The sequence below is a fragment of the Actinomadura sp. SCN-SB genome (assembly GCF_043906805.1).
GTDB lineage: Bacteria > Actinomycetota > Actinomycetes > Streptosporangiales > Streptosporangiaceae > Spirillospora.
Genome location: NZ_JBIMPP010000030.1, coordinates 43,647 through 59,000, shown reverse-complemented (window position 1 = coordinate 59,000; position 15,354 = coordinate 43,647). Strand labels below are relative to the sequence as shown.

At 72.6% G+C, this 15,354-nt stretch carries 15 protein-coding genes; 10 read left to right on the top strand and 5 right to left on the bottom strand.

Annotation, left to right across the window (positions count from 1 at the left end; genetic code table 11):
- Nucleotides 1–3 precede the first annotated feature (3 nt).
- The 3 genes from ACGWYJ_RS20410 to ACGWYJ_RS20400 all read right to left on the bottom strand — a co-directional run bounded on the left by ACGWYJ_RS20410 (nucleotide 4) and on the right by ACGWYJ_RS20400 (nucleotide 3,428).
- The gene (locus ACGWYJ_RS20410) at nucleotides 4–966 is read right to left on the bottom strand and encodes a hypothetical protein (protein ID WP_395107731.1); all 963 of its coding nucleotides are present in this window, start codon (nucleotides 964–966) and stop codon (nucleotides 4–6) included.
- A gap of 39 nt (nucleotides 967–1,005) precedes the next feature.
- The gene (locus ACGWYJ_RS20405) at nucleotides 1,006–2,088 is read right to left on the bottom strand and encodes a WD40 repeat domain-containing protein (RefSeq protein ID WP_395107730.1); all 1,083 of its coding nucleotides are present in this window, start codon (nucleotides 2,086–2,088) and stop codon (nucleotides 1,006–1,008) included.
- An 809-nt stretch (nucleotides 2,089–2,897) separates the two neighbouring features.
- Nucleotides 2,898–3,428 carry a pyridoxamine 5'-phosphate oxidase family protein gene (locus ACGWYJ_RS20400; protein ID WP_395107729.1) on the bottom strand — a complete coding sequence of 177 codons (531 nt, stop codon included), beginning with the start codon at nucleotides 3,426–3,428 and terminating at the stop codon, nucleotides 2,898–2,900.
- A gap of 144 nt (nucleotides 3,429–3,572) precedes the next feature.
- Between ACGWYJ_RS20400 and ACGWYJ_RS20395 the strand changes: the two genes are divergently transcribed.
- Nucleotides 3,573–4,706, top strand: a complete 1,134-nt coding sequence (locus tag ACGWYJ_RS20395; RefSeq protein WP_395107726.1) for a glycosyltransferase — start codon at nucleotides 3,573–3,575, stop codon at nucleotides 4,704–4,706.
- A 193-nt stretch (nucleotides 4,707–4,899) separates the two neighbouring features.
- Here the strand turns inward: ACGWYJ_RS20395 and ACGWYJ_RS20390 are convergent, their stop codons facing one another.
- Entirely contained in the window at nucleotides 4,900–5,256 is a 357-nt protein-coding gene (locus ACGWYJ_RS20390; RefSeq protein ID WP_395107725.1) for an MmcQ/YjbR family DNA-binding protein, read from the bottom strand.
- A 118-nt stretch (nucleotides 5,257–5,374) separates the two neighbouring features.
- On the opposite strand from ACGWYJ_RS20390, the gene ACGWYJ_RS20385 reads away from it, so the two are divergent.
- Together ACGWYJ_RS20385 and ACGWYJ_RS20380 are read left to right on the top strand one after the other, a co-directional pair.
- Nucleotides 5,375–6,247, top strand: a complete 873-nt coding sequence (locus ACGWYJ_RS20385) for a lytic polysaccharide monooxygenase (protein ID WP_395107724.1) — start codon at nucleotides 5,375–5,377, stop codon at nucleotides 6,245–6,247.
- Nucleotides 6,248–6,340: 93 nt separating this feature from the next.
- Nucleotides 6,341–7,147 carry a transporter substrate-binding domain-containing protein gene (locus ACGWYJ_RS20380; RefSeq protein ID WP_395107723.1) on the top strand — a complete coding sequence of 269 codons (807 nt, stop codon included), beginning with the start codon at nucleotides 6,341–6,343 and terminating at the stop codon, nucleotides 7,145–7,147.
- A gap of 21 nt (nucleotides 7,148–7,168) precedes the next feature.
- On the opposite strand, the gene ACGWYJ_RS20375 is transcribed toward ACGWYJ_RS20380, so the two are convergent.
- Nucleotides 7,169–7,483 (bottom strand): PGPGW domain-containing protein, encoded by a 315-nt coding sequence (locus ACGWYJ_RS20375; protein ID WP_395107722.1) that lies wholly within the window; start codon nucleotides 7,481–7,483, stop codon nucleotides 7,169–7,171.
- Between the two features lie 173 nt (nucleotides 7,484–7,656).
- Between ACGWYJ_RS20375 and ACGWYJ_RS20370 the strand changes: the two genes are divergently transcribed.
- From ACGWYJ_RS20370 to ACGWYJ_RS20340, 7 genes are all read left to right on the top strand, one after another.
- Nucleotides 7,657–8,445: a GntR family transcriptional regulator gene (locus tag ACGWYJ_RS20370; RefSeq protein WP_395107721.1), complete on the top strand. Its 789-nt coding sequence runs from the start codon at nucleotides 7,657–7,659 to the stop codon at nucleotides 8,443–8,445.
- Nucleotides 8,446–8,584: 139 nt separating this feature from the next.
- Nucleotides 8,585–9,163 carry a glucose-6-phosphate isomerase family protein gene (locus ACGWYJ_RS20365; protein ID WP_395107720.1) on the top strand — a complete coding sequence of 193 codons (579 nt, stop codon included), beginning with the start codon at nucleotides 8,585–8,587 and terminating at the stop codon, nucleotides 9,161–9,163.
- A gap of 48 nt (nucleotides 9,164–9,211) precedes the next feature.
- Nucleotides 9,212–10,249: an ABC transporter substrate-binding protein gene (locus tag ACGWYJ_RS20360; RefSeq protein ID WP_395107719.1), complete on the top strand. Its 1,038-nt coding sequence runs from the start codon at nucleotides 9,212–9,214 to the stop codon at nucleotides 10,247–10,249.
- Nucleotides 10,246–11,844, top strand: coding sequence for a sugar ABC transporter ATP-binding protein (locus tag ACGWYJ_RS20355; protein WP_395107718.1), 1,599 nt, complete (start codon nucleotides 10,246–10,248; stop codon nucleotides 11,842–11,844). Before ACGWYJ_RS20360 ends, ACGWYJ_RS20355 begins: the two co-directional genes overlap by 4 nt.
- Complete coding sequence (locus ACGWYJ_RS20350; RefSeq protein ID WP_395107717.1) at nucleotides 11,841–12,914, top strand: ABC transporter permease; 1,074 nt, start codon at nucleotides 11,841–11,843, stop codon at nucleotides 12,912–12,914. The genes ACGWYJ_RS20355 and ACGWYJ_RS20350 overlap by 4 nt, the downstream gene beginning before the upstream one ends.
- Nucleotides 12,911–14,401 (top strand): xylulokinase, encoded by a 1,491-nt coding sequence (gene xylB, locus ACGWYJ_RS20345; RefSeq protein ID WP_395107716.1) that lies wholly within the window; start codon nucleotides 12,911–12,913, stop codon nucleotides 14,399–14,401. The genes ACGWYJ_RS20350 and xylB overlap by 4 nt, the downstream gene beginning before the upstream one ends.
- Entirely contained in the window at nucleotides 14,398–15,348 is a 951-nt protein-coding gene (locus ACGWYJ_RS20340) for an NAD(P)-dependent oxidoreductase (protein WP_395107715.1), read from the top strand. The genes xylB and ACGWYJ_RS20340 overlap by 4 nt, the downstream gene beginning before the upstream one ends.
- Nucleotides 15,349–15,354: the final 6 nt, after the last annotated feature.

Below are 15,354 nucleotides of genomic sequence, written 5' to 3'. Positions count from 1 at the left end.
ATGTCAGTCGGCGGGGAAGTCGTCCGGTTCGACGGGTGCGGAAGGCGCGTTGCCGCCGCCGTCGGGGGCGATGATGTAGGTCCAGTTGCGCCAGCGGATGAAGCCGCCGCCGACCGTTGTCTGGAAGACGGTGTCGGACAGGTTCTCCCGGGTCGAGCAGTCCCTGGAGAACCGTTTGGCGCCGCTGTCCCAGTCGACGCCCGTCGTGTAGAACAACGTGTACGTGCCGTCCGGCACCCCGCGGATCGTGGCCTTGGACTTGCTGCGGACGTAGACGACGAAGACGGCCTTGTCGTTCCGGGTCAGGCTGACGACGGCGTCCTGGTCACCGTTGTTGTCGATGGTGAGGTTCCCGCGACCGCCGCGCCGGCCCGACTTGAGGAAACGGCCGTTGCGCTCACGGCGTTCGGTCAGCTCGCCGGGGTCGGCGATGGTGGCGGGGAAGGAGTACCCGCCCTGAGCGGCCCGCAACTGCGCGACGGCCTCCCGCAACCGCTTGGCCCCGTCGGACGATCCGACCTGGTACCGGACGGCGGGCATGGTGCACAGCCTCTGGTCCTGCACGGCCCTGTCGGTGGCCGCCATGTCGCGGCTGAACTGGAACAGGGCCAGGACAAGCCTGCTGTGCGCCCCCGCCGCCTCACGCGGCGGAGTGATCAGGTTGAGCGAGGTCTTGGCCTGGTCGGCGGCACGCCGCGCCGCCGACAGCCGCTGCGACACGTCGGTGTACCGGGTGGCGTCCTCGATCGCCGCGAGCGCGGTGGTGAGCGACGTCGCCGACGAGGTCAGGGTGCGGGCGTAGGACTGGGCGGACGACTCGCGGCTGACGTCGGTGAGCTTGAGCCCGCCCGGCCCGCTGTCCACCGCGCAGGAGGTCAGCGCGAGCGTCAGCGTGACCGTCCCCGCCGTGGACGCGGCCACGGACAGGGAGCGCCGGCGCCGGGTGAGGGGAGTCCGGGGTGTCATGCGTGCTCCTGTCATGAAGGGAGCCGGCTTCGTGACCGGTCAGGAGGGGAGTTCGGAGACGTCCGACAGCCAGGTGGTCGGGCCGACCCCGCCGGACGCCAGCGTCCGCCCGTCGGGGCTGAAGGCGACCGCCGCGGCGCCGGTGCGGTGCCCGCTCAGCACGGCCAAGGCGCGCCGCCCGCCGACGTCCCACAGCCGGATCGGCGAGTCGGGCCCGGCGCTGGCCAGCGTGGAACCGTCCGGGCTGAAGGCCAGGGACCGCACCTGCTGGTTGTGGCCGGTCAGCATCGCGGCCTGCGTCCCGGCCGGCAGGCTCCACAGCCGGGTCGTGCCGTCCGCGCCGCCGCTGGCCAGGGTGCGGCCGTCCGGGCTGAACGCCACGGCGGGCACCGCGTCGATGTGGCCTCGCAGGGTGGCCGTGGGCCGCCCCGAGCGCACGTTCCACAGCTGGATCGTGCCGTTGCCGCGTCCCGCCGCCAGGACCGAGCCGTCCCGGCTGACCGCCAGGCTGACCACCTCCGCGTCCGGGTCGGCCAGCCGCCCGACCTCGCGCCCGCCGGGGACCTCCAGGATCCGGACGCCGTCGGTGGTGGCCACGGCCAGCCGGTCGCCGCCGGTGCCGACGAAGGCCGCCGACGGCCCCGCGGCGGCGCTCGCCGAGGTGTTGCCCAAGGTGCGGGCCTCGCCGGTCTCCACCGTCCACACCCGTACCGGGCCGCCCGTGCCGCCGACCCCGGCGACGAGGCTCTCACCGTCCGGGCTGAACGCCAGCGAGGAGACCTGACCGCCACCGTCGAACCGGGAGGGGACGTCCGGGTCGGAGGCGCTCAGCGATTCCCCGGACGTGGCGTCCCACAGCTGGATCCTGCCCGTGGTGGTCGCCGTGGCCAGCGTCTCGCCGTCCTGGCTGAACGCCACCGCCGACACCGGGCCCTCCAGCCCCGAGAGCGGCCCGAGATAGCGATGCGACCCGAGCTGCCGCGCCGCCACCGTCACCGGCACCGCGACCGCCACCAGCGCCGTGATCGCGCTGACGGCCACGCAGGCGAGCACCGCCACCTGCCGCCACCGCTCCAGAAGGCGGAAACCCTCAGGGACGGCCGGTTTCTGAATGCGCGGCATCCGCGTGCGGAACCCACCTGTGATAACGGCCGTACCCGACCCGGCCGAACCCGGTTCCATAGAAGCGGCCGCAGAAGCGGCCGCCGAGGACACAACGGATTCCGAGGACCCTGGGGCCCCCGGGGACCCCGCAGGCTTTCCGGGCTCCGCGGGTTCGGCAGCCCCCGCAGGTCCGGCAACCGGTCCGGGCTCCGAGGATTCCGGCGGCTGTGCGGGCTCTGTGGGTTCGGCGGTTTCCGCAGGTTGAGCCGGTGGCGCGGGTTGCGCGAGGTCGGCGACCGTTTCGGGTTCCGTGGGCTCCGGTGACTCTGCGGGCTTTGTGGCTTTCGCGGGTTCGGCCGGTGGCGGGTCTTGCGGGAGGTCGGCGGGTGCCGCGAGGTCGGTGACCGTTTCGGGCTCCGCGGGCGCCGGTTCGGCCGGTGTGCTGGATTCGGTCGGTGCCGTCGATTCGGCGGATGCCGCCGGGTCCGTTTCCCGGGCGCCTTCCGAACTCTCGGGGCCGTCCAGTGCCGCCGACTCCGGTGGAGGCATTCCACTCTCCTGTCACAGTCCGCTCGTCCGGGATCACCGGCCTCGCCCGAGTGAGGCACGGGTCATCGGGGCGCGAGATGTCCAAGCCTTTCCGGCACTACGTTCGAGAATGATCCGACGGCATCGGGAAAGTCAACCGGAAAACTGATCGAGAGCATGCCGGTGCATTCAGTATGTCGTATGCCGGGGTCGCCGTTGTACATTCGCGGAAACGCCCTGGCCGAAAAACGCCACTCGCAGGCGGGAGTCGTAACTTGACATCGGCGACGGCCCCTCCTTTATGAGGCCGGCAGGTAGGTGGTCTGGCTGAAGCCTCCCTTCCCGAAGGCCAGGATCTTCGACGGCTTCACCGCGAACACATGGGCCACGGACTCCCCTTCATCCGGCGCGCCCCCGGTGTCATGGCTGAAGCCCGCGCCGTTCGGACGGAACCGCCACTGCCCTTCCCACTTCGCGGCCCAGGCTGCGGCGAGCCGTTCCAGGGCAGGACGGTCGGTAACGCGCTGGGCCTCGCCTTCGACCATCACGTCCAGCCCCTGCTTCCACTCGTTGCAGCCGGTGGTGAGGACGACGTTGGGATTCGCGGCGAGGTTGAGCGCCTTCTGCTCTTCGGGGCCGGTGCAGAAGTGGAGCGCGTCGTCCAGCCACACGGCCACCAGCGGCGTGACGTGTGGCCTCCCGTCGGCGCGGACGGTGGTGATCCAGAAAAGCTGCGCCGACTCCAGGGTCTCGCGGGTGACGGGCCACGGCGTCTCCTGCGCTCCCGGATCGCTGAACCGATGGTCGAACCTGGCGACCGGTTCCTTCATGAGCACTTCTCCTTATCAGGTCGCGGATTCGACGAACGATACGGTCGGCCTCCGACATCGCCGCCGAACCTTCTGGACCCCCTACCCACGCCGATGGGCGCGGGGTGATAGGCGGGCGCGACCGTTGGTGGAAGGCTGCCGATCGTGTGGATTCTGGCTGGCCTTGCGCTGGTGGCGTTGGCGGTATGGGTGGTGCTGGCGTTCGGTCACGGCGGCTTCTGGCATACCGGGAAGCGGCTTCCCGCCGGGGTGGAACCCGCCTCCTGGCCGTCCGTCGTCGCGGTCGTACCGGCGCGCGACGAGGCGGAGGTGTTGCCGGAGACGTTGCCGACGCTGCTGGCCCAGGATTATCCGGGACGGTTCCACGTCATCCTCGTCGATGACCGCAGCACCGATGGGACGGGGGATGTCGCCCGCGACCTGGGCCAGGGAAACGTCCAGGTCGTCCAGGCGCGGGAACGTCCCGAGGGCTGGGCGGGGAAGGTCTGGGCGATGTCGGAGGGCGTGCGGGCGGCGGGCGAACCCGAGTTCTTCCTCTTCACCGACGCGGACATCGCCTACGCTCCCGGAACCCTCACCGCGCTGGTGCGCGCCGCCTCCGAGGGACGCGACCTGGTGTCGCAGATGGCCACGCTCAACACGGGCACGGCCTGGGAACGCCTGCTCGTCCCCGCGTTCGTCTACTTCTTCGCGAAGCTCTACCCGTTCCGCCTGGTCGAGGACGGCAGGACCGCCGCCGCGGCCGGGGGTTGCATGCTCGTACGGAGAAGCGTCCTGGAACGCGCCGGTGGCCTCGAAGCCATCCGCGGCGCCGTCATCGACGACGTGGCGATGGGGCGCCTGATCAAGCGGCGCGGCGGTGGGCGGTGCCGCCTGGACCTGAGCCGCGACGTGGTGTCGCGCCGTCCCTATCCGCGCCTCGCCGACCTGTGGGACATGGTCGCCCGCAGCGCCTACGACCAGCTCCGCTACTCGCCCGTCCTGCTGGCGGGCACGGTGCTCGGCCTGCTCCTCGTGTACGCGGTCCCACCACTGGCCACCGTGATCGGGGCGCTGGCGCAAGGGGCCGCCGCGACCGTGACGCTTGCCGCGGGGGCGACGGCCTGGGCCCTGATGAGCCTGACCTACACGCCGATGCTCCGCTTCTACGGCCTCTCGGCCCTGCGAGCCCCGGCCCTGCCCTTGGTGGCGCTCCTGTACACGGCCATGACGGTCGACTCCGCCCTCCGCCACCACACCGGACGCACCACCTGGAAGGGCCGGACGCTCGTCCGCTGATCAGTTCAGATTGCCCTCGAAGCCGCTGTAGATCTCGGTGGCCTCGCAGAAGGCGACGCCTAGTTGCTTGGCGCGGAAACGTGTCTTCCGCAGCGACACCGCCCGCGCGACGCGTGATCACCCTGGTGCGCGGCCCGTCATCGCGAGCCGAGAAGCGTGATCATCCAGTCGCCTTCCGGAAAGTCCGGCCTGGTCATTTCCTCTCGTCGAGCTGTGCGGAGAGGCGTTTGGGGGCGATCAGGCGGTAGCTGTCCTCGATGAGCTCGGCGAGCTCGTCCCAGTCGTGGTCGGCGTCGAGGCGGGCGCCCACCCAGCCCTTGCCGCCCACGTACGCGGGGACGAAGAACCGGTCGGGATCCTCCGCCACCAGCGCCTCCTGCACGCCGGGGCCCGCCTTGAACGTCATGTACGAGCCGTCCTCGCTGGTCATCACGAAGAGCTTGTCGCGCACGCGAAAGGACGGGGCCGTGTGGCCTCCGAAGGGCTTCTCGGTCGCCTCAGGCAGGGACAGGCAGATGTCCCGCAGCCGGCTCATCGCCTCGCCGCTCATGTGTACTGACCTCCCGGTGAACCAGTCTTGGCAGCTTACGGGGCCGGTGAGGGCGGGGTGAACCCCGTGGGCGCGTGGTGCGTACCGGTGTGGGGCCTGCGATATGAGGGAGCTTCGCGTGACCGTTCGCCTGCCGGCCGTCGTGGCCGGGCTCGTGCTGGTCGTGGTGGCCGCCGCTCCGGCGGCGACGGCGGTGGCGGGGACGCATGGGGCGATGTCGAGCCCGCCGAGCCGGGCGGCGGCCTGCTCGCCGGAGGGCGGCGCGAAGGCGCGGTCGAGGGCGTGCCGGGCGGCGGCGTCGGTGAGCGGGGCGGCGGCGCTGGCCGACTTCGACAACGTACGGGTCCCCGGTGTGCGCGGGCGCGACCGGAAGCTGATCCCGGACGGCGAACTGTGCAGTGCGGGCATCGCGCGGTTCCGCGGACTGGACCTGCCGCGATCGGACTGGCCCGCCACCAGGCTGACCAGCGGTGCCCGGCACACCTTCCGCTACCGGGTGACCATTCCGCATCGCGGCGGCCTGCGGATGTACGTCACCCGTGACGGCTACCGTCCCACGCGGAAGCTGACCTGGTCGGCGCTGGAGCCCAAGCCCTTCCTCACGGTGCAGGACCCGCCGCGCCGTGGAGGCTCGTACGTGTTCACGGGACGGCTTCCCAAGGGCAAGTCGGGCCGGCACCTCGTCTACACGATCTGGCAGACCTCCGATACGCCCGACACCTACTACTCGTGCTCCGATGTGGTGTTCGCCGAGCCCAAGAGCAAGGCGAAGCCCGTCCCCAAGGCGAGTGGGAAGCCGAGCGCGGCGGCGTCCCGGACGGCACCCACCACACAGGATGCTCCGCAGGCCGAGACCGCACCCGAGCAGCCCCGGACGCGGAACGTGGCCGGGACGCGCGACACGACGATGATGGCCGCGGGCGAGGGAGCCCTGCTGCTCGCCGCGGCGGGCGCCACGATCGTGCTGCTCCGCAGGCGCCGCGAACTCTGACGGGCTTGTGGGGGAGGCCGTGGCGCCGGATAATCCGGAGGCCGCGCAGTTGCCGCGGGTGGGTTCGGTACGGGTGGTTCTGCTGGAGGCGGCATGCGTCTGCTCATGGCGGTCGTCCTTGCGGCGGGGCTGCTGACCGCCGCCTGCGGGGACCCCGCCGGGGAATCGATCCTGGACAAGGACACCCTGGTCGTCGGCGTGCGGCCGGACCTGCCGTCGCTCGGCCTGCGGCGCCCGGACGGGACGTTCGAGGGCTTCGACATCGACGTCGCCCGCTACGTCGCGGGCAAACTCGGGAAGGACGTCAGGTTCGTCCCCGTCCTCGCCGCCGACCGCATTCCCTTCCTCCGTGACCGGAAGGCCGACCTCGTCCTGGCCACCCTGTCGGTGACACAGGAGCGCAAGACGCGGATCGCCTTCGCGGGCCCGTACTACACCTCCTACCAGGACGTCATGGTGCGGGCCGAGGAGACCGACGTGAAGGAGGTGCGCGACCTGCGGGGACGCAGGTTCTGCGCGGTCGAGGGCGCCGATCCGACGCGGCGGCTGCTGGCGCTGCACGGGATGAGCGCGCGGCTCGTCGCGGCCAAGGACTACGACCAGTGCATGAGCCTGATCAGGTCCAAGGCGGTGGACGCGATCACGACCAACGACGTGATCCTGGCGGGCCTGGTCCGCAGGCACGACCGGATCACCCGGCTGGTGAACGTGCGGATCAGCGAGCAGAACACCGGGATCGGTATCCGCCAGGGCGACCCGGACGGCTGCGTGGCGCTCAACCGGGCCATCACGCAGATGTACCAGGACGGCACCGCGCGCAGGTTCGTGTCCAAATGGTTCGGCGGCACCGGGCTGGACACCTCGATCGTGCAGGTGCCCCAGTTCGAGGGCTGCGACTAGCGATGGCCCTCGGGCAGGTGCTCAGTGCTCCTCAGGCGTCTTGGGACGCCTGACCTTGCGCCAGGCGGCGCGGGCGTAGGCGTTCAGGCGGTCGCTGAGCCTGCGAGCGGCGGGGAACTCGGTCCCCAGCAGGCCCAGGCCGGCGAGCAGCGCCACGATGCCCGGCCCGGGAAGCACCATCATCGCCAGTCCCGCGACGATCAGCGCGGTTCCCGCGACCGCGACCCCGGCCTTGCGCAGAAGGCGGAGCCGGGACGGGCGCGGGGCCGTGGCGCCGCCCACGGGTACGATGCGGGCCGTGTCGGTCGCCGCCGGGCGTGGTTCGGTGGTGGTCACGGGCACTTCCTCTCGCCGATGTCGCTGATCGCCTCTCCCGGTGAGACGAACGGGACATCGACGACGTTCGCCCAGGTCCGCGTGGAGGACGGAAGCGCCCGCCGCCGGGCGCCTGACCGCAGATCAAGACCCTTGTCATCCTGACATGACAGATTCGTGCGATACTGGCCGCCATGGTTGGGGGCCGTATCGACAGGCGATCGCCGCTGCCGTACTACGCGCAGCTCAAGCAGCTCCTGCTGAGACGGCTCGAATCGGAGATCGCCGCGGGGGAGCGGCTGCCCGGCGAGATGGCGCTCTGCGAGGAGTACGGCGTCTCCCGGACGGTGGTCAGGCAGGCGCTGGACGAGCTGGAGGCCGAGGGCCGCGTCGTCCGCCGGAAGGGCCAGGGCACGTTCGCCGCCGCGCGCAAGACCGACGAGCGGCTGTTCCAGTCGCTGACCGGGCTGTACGAGGACGTGCGGGCGCGCGGCGAGATCCTGCGCAGCCGCGTCCTGGCCTTCTCGGTCGTCCCGGCGCCCGCCGAGGTCGCGGACGCCCTGGAGCTGCGCGAGGGCGACGACGTCGTCCATCTGGAGCGGCTGCGCTTCGTCGGCGGCGAGCCCTGGGTGCTCACCCACACCTACCTCCCCGTGGACATCGCGCCGGGACTGCTGGAGGAGGACTTCTCCGAGCAGTCCCTCTACGGCGTGCTGGAGGGCAAGTACGGCGTCGAGCTGGACCATGGACGGCGGCTGGTGGAGGCCGTCCCCGCGGCGCCCTCGATCGCGCACGCGCTCGGGCTCCAGCCGCACGACCCCGTCCTGCTCCTGCACAGCACCGCCTGGGACGCCGGGGGACGCCCGGTCGAGTTCTTCCTCGCCTACCACCGTGGTGACCGCAGCAGGTTCCAGGTGAACCTGCGCCGCCACCACACACGCGAGGCCGGGGCGCCCAACATGCTCCTCCGCGACGACACCTGACCCCGGCCCCTGGCCTCGGCGCCCCGGCCTCTGACCAGGGCTCCGCCATCTCGTCGATCTCCCCTCGGCCCAGCACTTGACATCCTGTCATTACAGGACGACAGTAGCCCTACCCCATCAGACCGGAGGAGAGATCGCATTGCCCTCGTTCGCGACGCTGCCGACGTACCCGACACGCGTCACCTTCGACCCGCGGGACGGGCGGGTGACCCCCGCCGGGCCGCTGCTCACCCGCCGGATGTCCGACCTTGAGGGACTGTTCGCCGACACCGACGCCTGGCGGGAGGGCCTGCGCGAGGACGGCGTCGTGTACGAGGTCGCCTCGTCCCCGGTCCCCGAGGAGGAGGGCGAGCTGCCCCAGTCCATCACCACCATCTACCCCGGGACGGTGGGCGGCGAGTACCACATGACCAAGGGCCACATCCACACCCGCCCGCGCGGCGAGATCTACCTGGGCCTCTCCGGGCGGGGCGGGCTGCTGCTCTTCGACGGGGAGCGGCCGGAGTGGATCCCGATGGAGCCCGGGACCATCGGCTACATCCCGCCCGACTGGGCGCACCGCAGCGTCAACGTCGGCGACGAGCCGTACCGCTTCCTCGCCGTCTACCCGGGGGACGCGGGACACGACTACGAGTGGGTCCGCGAGCACGGCATGGGCTACCGGATCATGCGCGGTGCGGACGGTCCCGACCTGCGCCCCTTCGCCCAAGCGGGCTGACGGAGGCCACCCCACCCACCCCCTTCCAGGAGCCTCTCAGGAGCCGAAATGACGCGAATCCGCTATGTCTCTCCCGGCGTCGCGGCGGTGCTCGCCGTCGTCGCGATCGCGGCCGGGCTGGCGGCCGGCAAGGTCGCGTTCGGCGGCACGGACGCCGGCGGCGCGGGCGAGAGCCGGGTCGCCGGAACCAAGATCGATGTGATCACCAAGGCCACGGACTCGGAGTTCTGGCAGGTGATGCTGGCCGGAGCGAAGAAGGCCGGCGCCGACCAGGGCGTGGACCTCGGCCTGTTCGGCCCCACCTCCGAGACCGACATCGACGGCCAGGTCAAGCTGGTGGAGAACTCGATCTCCCGGGGCGCCGACGCGATCGTGCTGGCGGCCAACTCGTCCACCGCGCTGAACGGCGTCGTGGACCGCGCCCGCAAGCAGGGCATCAAGGTGATCACCGTGGACAACCGGATCACCACCCAGACCGAGGGGTTCATCGGCACCGACAACATCAAGGCGGGGCAGCAGGCGGGCGAGCGGCTGTGCAAGCTCCTCACCGACCGCGGCGACCCCGACGGCAAGATCGTCCATGAGAGCTCGGTGTCGGGCGTGCAGGTGCTCATCGACCGGTTCACCGGCTTCAAGGAGGGCCTGGCCAAGGACTGCCCGGACGCGGAGGTCGTCCAGACCCTCGTGAACGACAACGACCTGAACAAGGCCGTGGGGCAGGTCGGTGACGTGCTGACCAGCCGCCCCGACGTCGTGGGGATCTTCGCCGACAACAACACCTCGGGCACCGGCGCGGCCCGCGCGATCCAGGAGAAGAACGCGGCGGACCGGGTGGTGTCGGTCGCCTTCGACTCCGACCCGGCCGAGGTCAGCGCGGTGCGTAGTGGGACGCTGAGCGCGATCGTGGTCCAGAACCCGTTCTTCTTCGGCTACCAGGGCGTGGTCGAGGCGGCGATGGCGGTGCGCGGCACGCTGCCGCCGGTCAACCTCGACCCGGGCGCGGTGCTGATCGACCGCACGAACGTCGGGCGTCCCGAGTTCGCCGCGCTGCTCAACCCGCCGAAGACCAAGGGCGAGGGCGGATGACCGCGACGGGCGCGAAGGGAAGTCCGGTCCTGACGCTGCGCGGGGTCGGCAAGAGCTACGGCCAGGTCCAGGCCCTCAGCGGCATCGACCTGGACCTGTACCCGGGCACCGTGCACTGCCTGGCGGGCGAGAACGGCGCCGGGAAGTCCACGCTCATCAAGATCCTGACGGGCGCGGTGCAGCGCGACTCCGGGGAGTACACCATCGGCGGCCGCGCCATGCGCCGCACGGTGACGCCCGCCGAGGCGCGCGAGTCCGGTGTCGGGGTCGTCTACCAGGAGCTGAGCCTGCTCACCGATCTGACCGTCGCGGACAACCTGGTGATGGGCGCGTTCCCGTCCCGCGCCGGGGTGGTCGACCGGCGCGGCCAGCGGGCGGCGGTGCGGGCGATGCTGGACGGCGTCGGCCTCGGCGGCCTGGATCCGGGACGCACCGTGGGGGAGCTGCCCACCGCCACGCGCCAGCTCGTCGAGATCGCCCGCGTCCTGTCGCGCGGGACGCGGGTCGTCATCTTCGACGAGCCCACCACCGCGCTGTCCGCCGAGGAGGCCGGGGCGCTGCTGCGCCGCATCAAGGCGCTCCGGGAGGACGGCGTGGCGGTCCTCTACATCACGCACCGCCTGGAGGAGATGTTCGAGATCGGGGACACGGTCACGGTGCTGCGCGACGGCGTCCGCGTGACCGGCGGCCCCATGGCCGACTTCGACGAGGACTCGCTCATCGCCGCGATGGTCGGCCGCACCATCACCGACCTCTACCCCGGGCGGGACGAGGCGCGGGCCCGCGACGAGGAACCGCCCCGCCTGGAGGTCCGCGGCCTGCGCCCGGCGCTCTTCCCGCGCCCCGTGGACCTGTCGGTCCGCGCGGGGGAGATCGTCGGGATCGCCGGGCTGCTCGGCTCGGGACGCAGCCGGCTGCTTCGCGCGATCTTCGGCGCCGATCCCGTCACCGGCGGCCAGGTGCTGCTGGACGGGCGTCCCGTGCCGCGCGGGTCCACCAGGGCGGCGGCGCGGCGCGGGATCGGGCTGCTCACCGAGGACCGCAAGGAGTCCGGGCTGCTGCCGGGGCTGAGCATCGAGGAGAACATCGCCATCGCGTCCTGGCGCACGGCCGGGCGCCGCGGCCTGGTCCAGCGCTCGCGGCTGCGGCGCCATGTGGAGGCGTCCACCGAGGGGCTGCGGCTGCGCTTCGGCGACTGGACCGACCCGGTGTCGTCGCTGTCGGGCGGCAACCAGCAGAAGGTGCTGATCGCCCGCTGGCGCGCGCTGGGCGCGCGGGTGCTGCTGCTGGACGAGCCGACCAAGGGCGTGGACGTGGGCGCCAAGGCCGACATCTACCGGATCGTCACCGAGCTGGCGGCGTCCGGGCTCGCCATCGTGGTCGTGTCGTCCTATCTGCCCGAGCTGCTCGGGCTCTGCCACCGGGTGGTGGTGATCAGGGAGCGGCGGCTGGTGGCCGAGCTGGGCGCCGCCGAGGCGACGGAGGAGCGGGTGCTCGCGCTGGCCAGCCCGCGGGGCGCCGCCGCCGCGCACGCCGCCGGACGCGACCCGGTCGAGAACGGCGCCGGGAACGGCATCGCCGAGGAGATCTCATGACGGAAACGACGACACCCGCGCCGGACACCAAGGCCACGGGGCGCGGCCGCCGCGCGCCCCGCCGCGAGCCCGAGGACGCCGAGATCCTGGGCCTGGGCCAGTTGTTCGGCAGCGGATTCGGCGGCATCTCGATCCTGCTCGTGCTGGGCTTCGCGCTGACGCTGTCCACCGACGTGTTCCTGACCGGTACCAACCTGGACAACCTGGGCCGCCAGGTGTCGATCTACGCCATCCTCGGGGTCGCGCAGCTGCTGGTGATCCTCACCGCGGGGATCGACCTGTCGGTGGGCTCGGTGGTCGGGCTGTCCGGGGTGATCGCGGCGCAGACGGTGTACGAGACCACCGGCACCGGCAGCATCGTGGGGGCGGCCGTGCTGGCGCTGGGCGCCGGGGCCCTCGCCGGGCTGATCAACGGCGTGCTGGTCGCCGTCGTCAAGCTGCCGCCGTTCATCGTGACGCTCGGCATGATGGGCATCGCGCGCGGCGTGACGCTGCTGCTCACCGACGGCCGCACCATCCAGCCGCTGCCCGACGGGTTCTCCGAGCTGGCGGGCGGCACCGTGCTCGGCGTCGCCAACCTGACCTGGCTGATGGTCATCATCACCGTGGTGGTGGCGCTGTTCCTGCGCCGCACCGTCTGGGGCCGGTACCTGTACGCGGTCGGCTCGAACGCCGAGTCGGCGCGGCTCACCGGTGTCCCGGTGCGCGCCGTCCAGATCACCGCGTACACGCTGTGCGGGACGCTGGCGGCGCTGGCCGGGCTGCTGCTGGCGTCCAGGCTCGGCAACGGCGTGCCCACCGCGGGCACCGGGTACGAGCTGCAGGCGATCGCGGCCTGCGTGATCGGCGGCGCCAGCCTGTTCGGCGCGCGCGGCACCGCGCTGGGCGCCCTGGTCGGCGCGCTGGTCGTGGGCCTGCTGGACAACGGCGGGACGCTGCTGGGCATCGACCCGTTCTGGCTGCAGATCTTCACCGGCGTGCTGATCCTCGCCGCGGTCGCCACCGAGCACCTGCGGAACCTGCGGATCGCGCGGCGGCCCGCCCCGACGGACGGCACGGCAGCGGCATGATCATCGCGCACGATCTCGGGACGACGGGCGACAAGGCGTCGCTGCACGAGGACGGCGGCCGGCTGGTCGCGGCGGTCACCGAACGGTACGGCACCCGGTTCGCCGCCGGGGGCGTGGCCGAGCAGGACCCGGCGGACTGGGTGCGGGCGGTCGCCGCGGCCACCCGGCGGCTGCTCGCCGAGACCGGCACCGCGCCGGACGCGGTACGGGCCGTCTCGTTCAGCGGCCAGATGATGGGCGCGGTGCTGCTCGACGCCGCCTTCCGTCCCGTCCGGCCCGCGCTGATCTGGGCCGACCACCGCAGCACGCGCCAGGCCGACCGGCTGAACGAGGCGCTGGGGGAGGGGGACGCGTACCGGCTGCTCGGGCACCGCGTCCACCCCACCTACTCGCTGGCGAAGATCCTGTGGGTGCGCGACCACGAGCCGGACGTGTTCGCGCGCGTCGCCCACGTGTGCCTGGCCAAGGACTACGCCGTCCACTGGCTGACCGGGCGGTTGGTCACCGACCCTTCGGACGCGTCCAGCACCAACGCCTACGACCAGCGGGCCGGGACGTGGTCCGATCGTGTCCTGTCGGCCGCGGACCTCGACCCCGCGCTCTTCCCGGAGATCGTCCCCGCCACCACCGTGGCGGGGGAGCTGTCGGCCGAGCGCGCCGCCGAGACCGGGCTGCGTCCCGGCACGCCCGTCGTGCTCGGCGGCGGGGACGGGCCCCTCGCCGCGCTGGGCGCGGGCATCATCGATCCCTCCGACGGCGCGTACGCCTACCTGGGCTCGTCCTCGTGGATCTCGCTGTCGGCGGCCGGGCCGCTGCACGACCCGGCGATGCGGACGATGACGTTCGACCATGTCGTCCCCGGGCGGTACGTGCCGACCGCGACCATGCAGGCGGGCGGCGCGTCCCTGGAATGGGCCGCGGACGTGCTGCGTCCCGAGGCGGGGGAGCGGCGGTTCGAGGAACTGACGGCAGAGGCCGCCGACGCCGACACCACCGGGCTGTACTTCCTGCCGCACCTCCTCGGCGAGCGGTCGCCGTACTGGAACGCCGCCGCGCGCGGGGTGTTCCTCGGCCTGGCCCGCCACCACGGCCGGGCGGAGATGGCCCGCGCCGTCCTGGAGGGCGTCGCGTTCAACCTGCTCACCTGCGTGCTGGCGTTCCGCGAGGCCGGGCATCCGGTGGACCGGGTGGACGCGATCGGCGGCGGGGCCGCCAGCGACCTGTGGTTGCGGATCCTCGCCGACGCGTGGGGCGCCACCGTCCGCCGCCGCACGGTCGAGGAGGAGGCCAACAGCCTCGGCGCGGCCATCACCGGTGCGGTCGGTGCGGGCCTGGTGCCCGGGTTCGAGGTGGCCCGCGACCTGTCGGAGGTCACGGCCGAGTTCGAGCCGGACCCGGCCAGGCACGCCGCGTACCGGGAGCGGCACGCCTCCTTCCTGGACGCCTACCGGCGGCTGGAACCGTGGTTCGAGCGGGAGAACCCATGACGGGCGGCACCGTGCTGGTCACGTCCCGCTCGTTCGGCGGCGGGACGGTGCGCTGCGAGGACCGGCTGACCGGCGCCGGGCTCACGGTGGTGCGCGGCTCCACCGCGCACGACCTGGACGAGCTGCGCCCGGTGCTGGCCGGGACGGTCGCCTGGATCGCCGGGACCGCGCCCATCACCCGCGACCACCTGGCGGCGGCCCCGCACCTGCGCGTCATCGCCCGGTACGGCGTCGGCGTCGACAACGTGGACCTGGACGCCGCCGCCGGCCACGGCGTCACGGTGACGAACACGCCGGGCGCCAACAGCGAGGCGGTCGCCGACCTGGCCGTCGCGCTGCTGCTCGCCGCGCTGCGCGAGATCGTGCCCGCCGGGCGGGACGTGCGGGAGGGGACGTGGCGCCCGCGCCGCGGCCGGGAGCTGGGCGCGCTGACCGTGGGCGTCGCCGGGTTCGGGCGGATCGGGCGCGGTGTGGCGCGCCGCCTCTCGGGGTTCGGCGCGCGCGTGCTCGCCCACGACCCGTACGTGGAGGAGGCGGACGTCCCGCTCGTGACCATGGAGACGCTGGCCGGGACCTGCGACGCCGTCACCCTGCACGCGCCCGGCGGGACCACGCTGATCGACGCCGCCTGGCTGGCACGTGCCAAACCCGGGTCGATCCTGGTCAACACGGCCCGCGCCGACCTGGTCGACGAGGCCGCCGTGGCGGCGGCGCTCCGGGGCGGCCGCCTGCGCGCCTACGCCACCGACGTCCTGGCGGACGAGCGGCCCGGCGGGCTGCTGGCGCCCGACCTCGCCGACCGGGTCCTGGTCACGCCGCACATCGGCGCGCACACGGTCGAGGCCGTGGACCGGATGGGCCAGGGCGCCACGGACGCCGTGCTTTCCGCGCTAGGGCTCTCCGCGTCGGGCGGCCGGGCCGAGGGGCACCATGTCGCACCCCGCTGAGCGGGA

Coding starts and splice junctions, on each gene's coding strand:
- ACGWYJ_RS20410 (WP_395107731.1), bottom strand. CDS start 966: ATGACACCCCGGACTCCCCTCACCCGGCGCCGGCGCTCCCTGTCCGTG.
- ACGWYJ_RS20340 (WP_395107715.1), top strand. CDS start 14,398: ATGACGGGCGGCACCGTGCTGGTCACGTCCCGCTCGTTCGGCGGCGGG.
- ACGWYJ_RS20355 (WP_395107718.1), top strand. CDS start 10,246: ATGACCGCGACGGGCGCGAAGGGAAGTCCGGTCCTGACGCTGCGCGGG.
- ACGWYJ_RS20350 (WP_395107717.1), top strand. CDS start 11,841: ATGACGGAAACGACGACACCCGCGCCGGACACCAAGGCCACGGGGCGC.
- ACGWYJ_RS20360 (WP_395107719.1), top strand. CDS start 9,212: ATGACGCGAATCCGCTATGTCTCTCCCGGCGTCGCGGCGGTGCTCGCC.
- ACGWYJ_RS20380 (WP_395107723.1), top strand. CDS start 6,341: ATGCGTCTGCTCATGGCGGTCGTCCTTGCGGCGGGGCTGCTGACCGCC.
- xylB (WP_395107716.1), top strand. CDS start 12,911: ATGATCATCGCGCACGATCTCGGGACGACGGGCGACAAGGCGTCGCTG.
- ACGWYJ_RS20390 (WP_395107725.1), bottom strand. CDS start 5,256: ATGAGCGGCGAGGCGATGAGCCGGCTGCGGGACATCTGCCTGTCCCTG.
- ACGWYJ_RS20400 (WP_395107729.1), bottom strand. CDS start 3,428: ATGAAGGAACCGGTCGCCAGGTTCGACCATCGGTTCAGCGATCCGGGA.
- ACGWYJ_RS20405 (WP_395107730.1), bottom strand. CDS start 2,088: ATGCCGCGCATTCAGAAACCGGCCGTCCCTGAGGGTTTCCGCCTTCTG.
- ACGWYJ_RS20370 (WP_395107721.1), top strand. CDS start 7,657: ATGGTTGGGGGCCGTATCGACAGGCGATCGCCGCTGCCGTACTACGCG.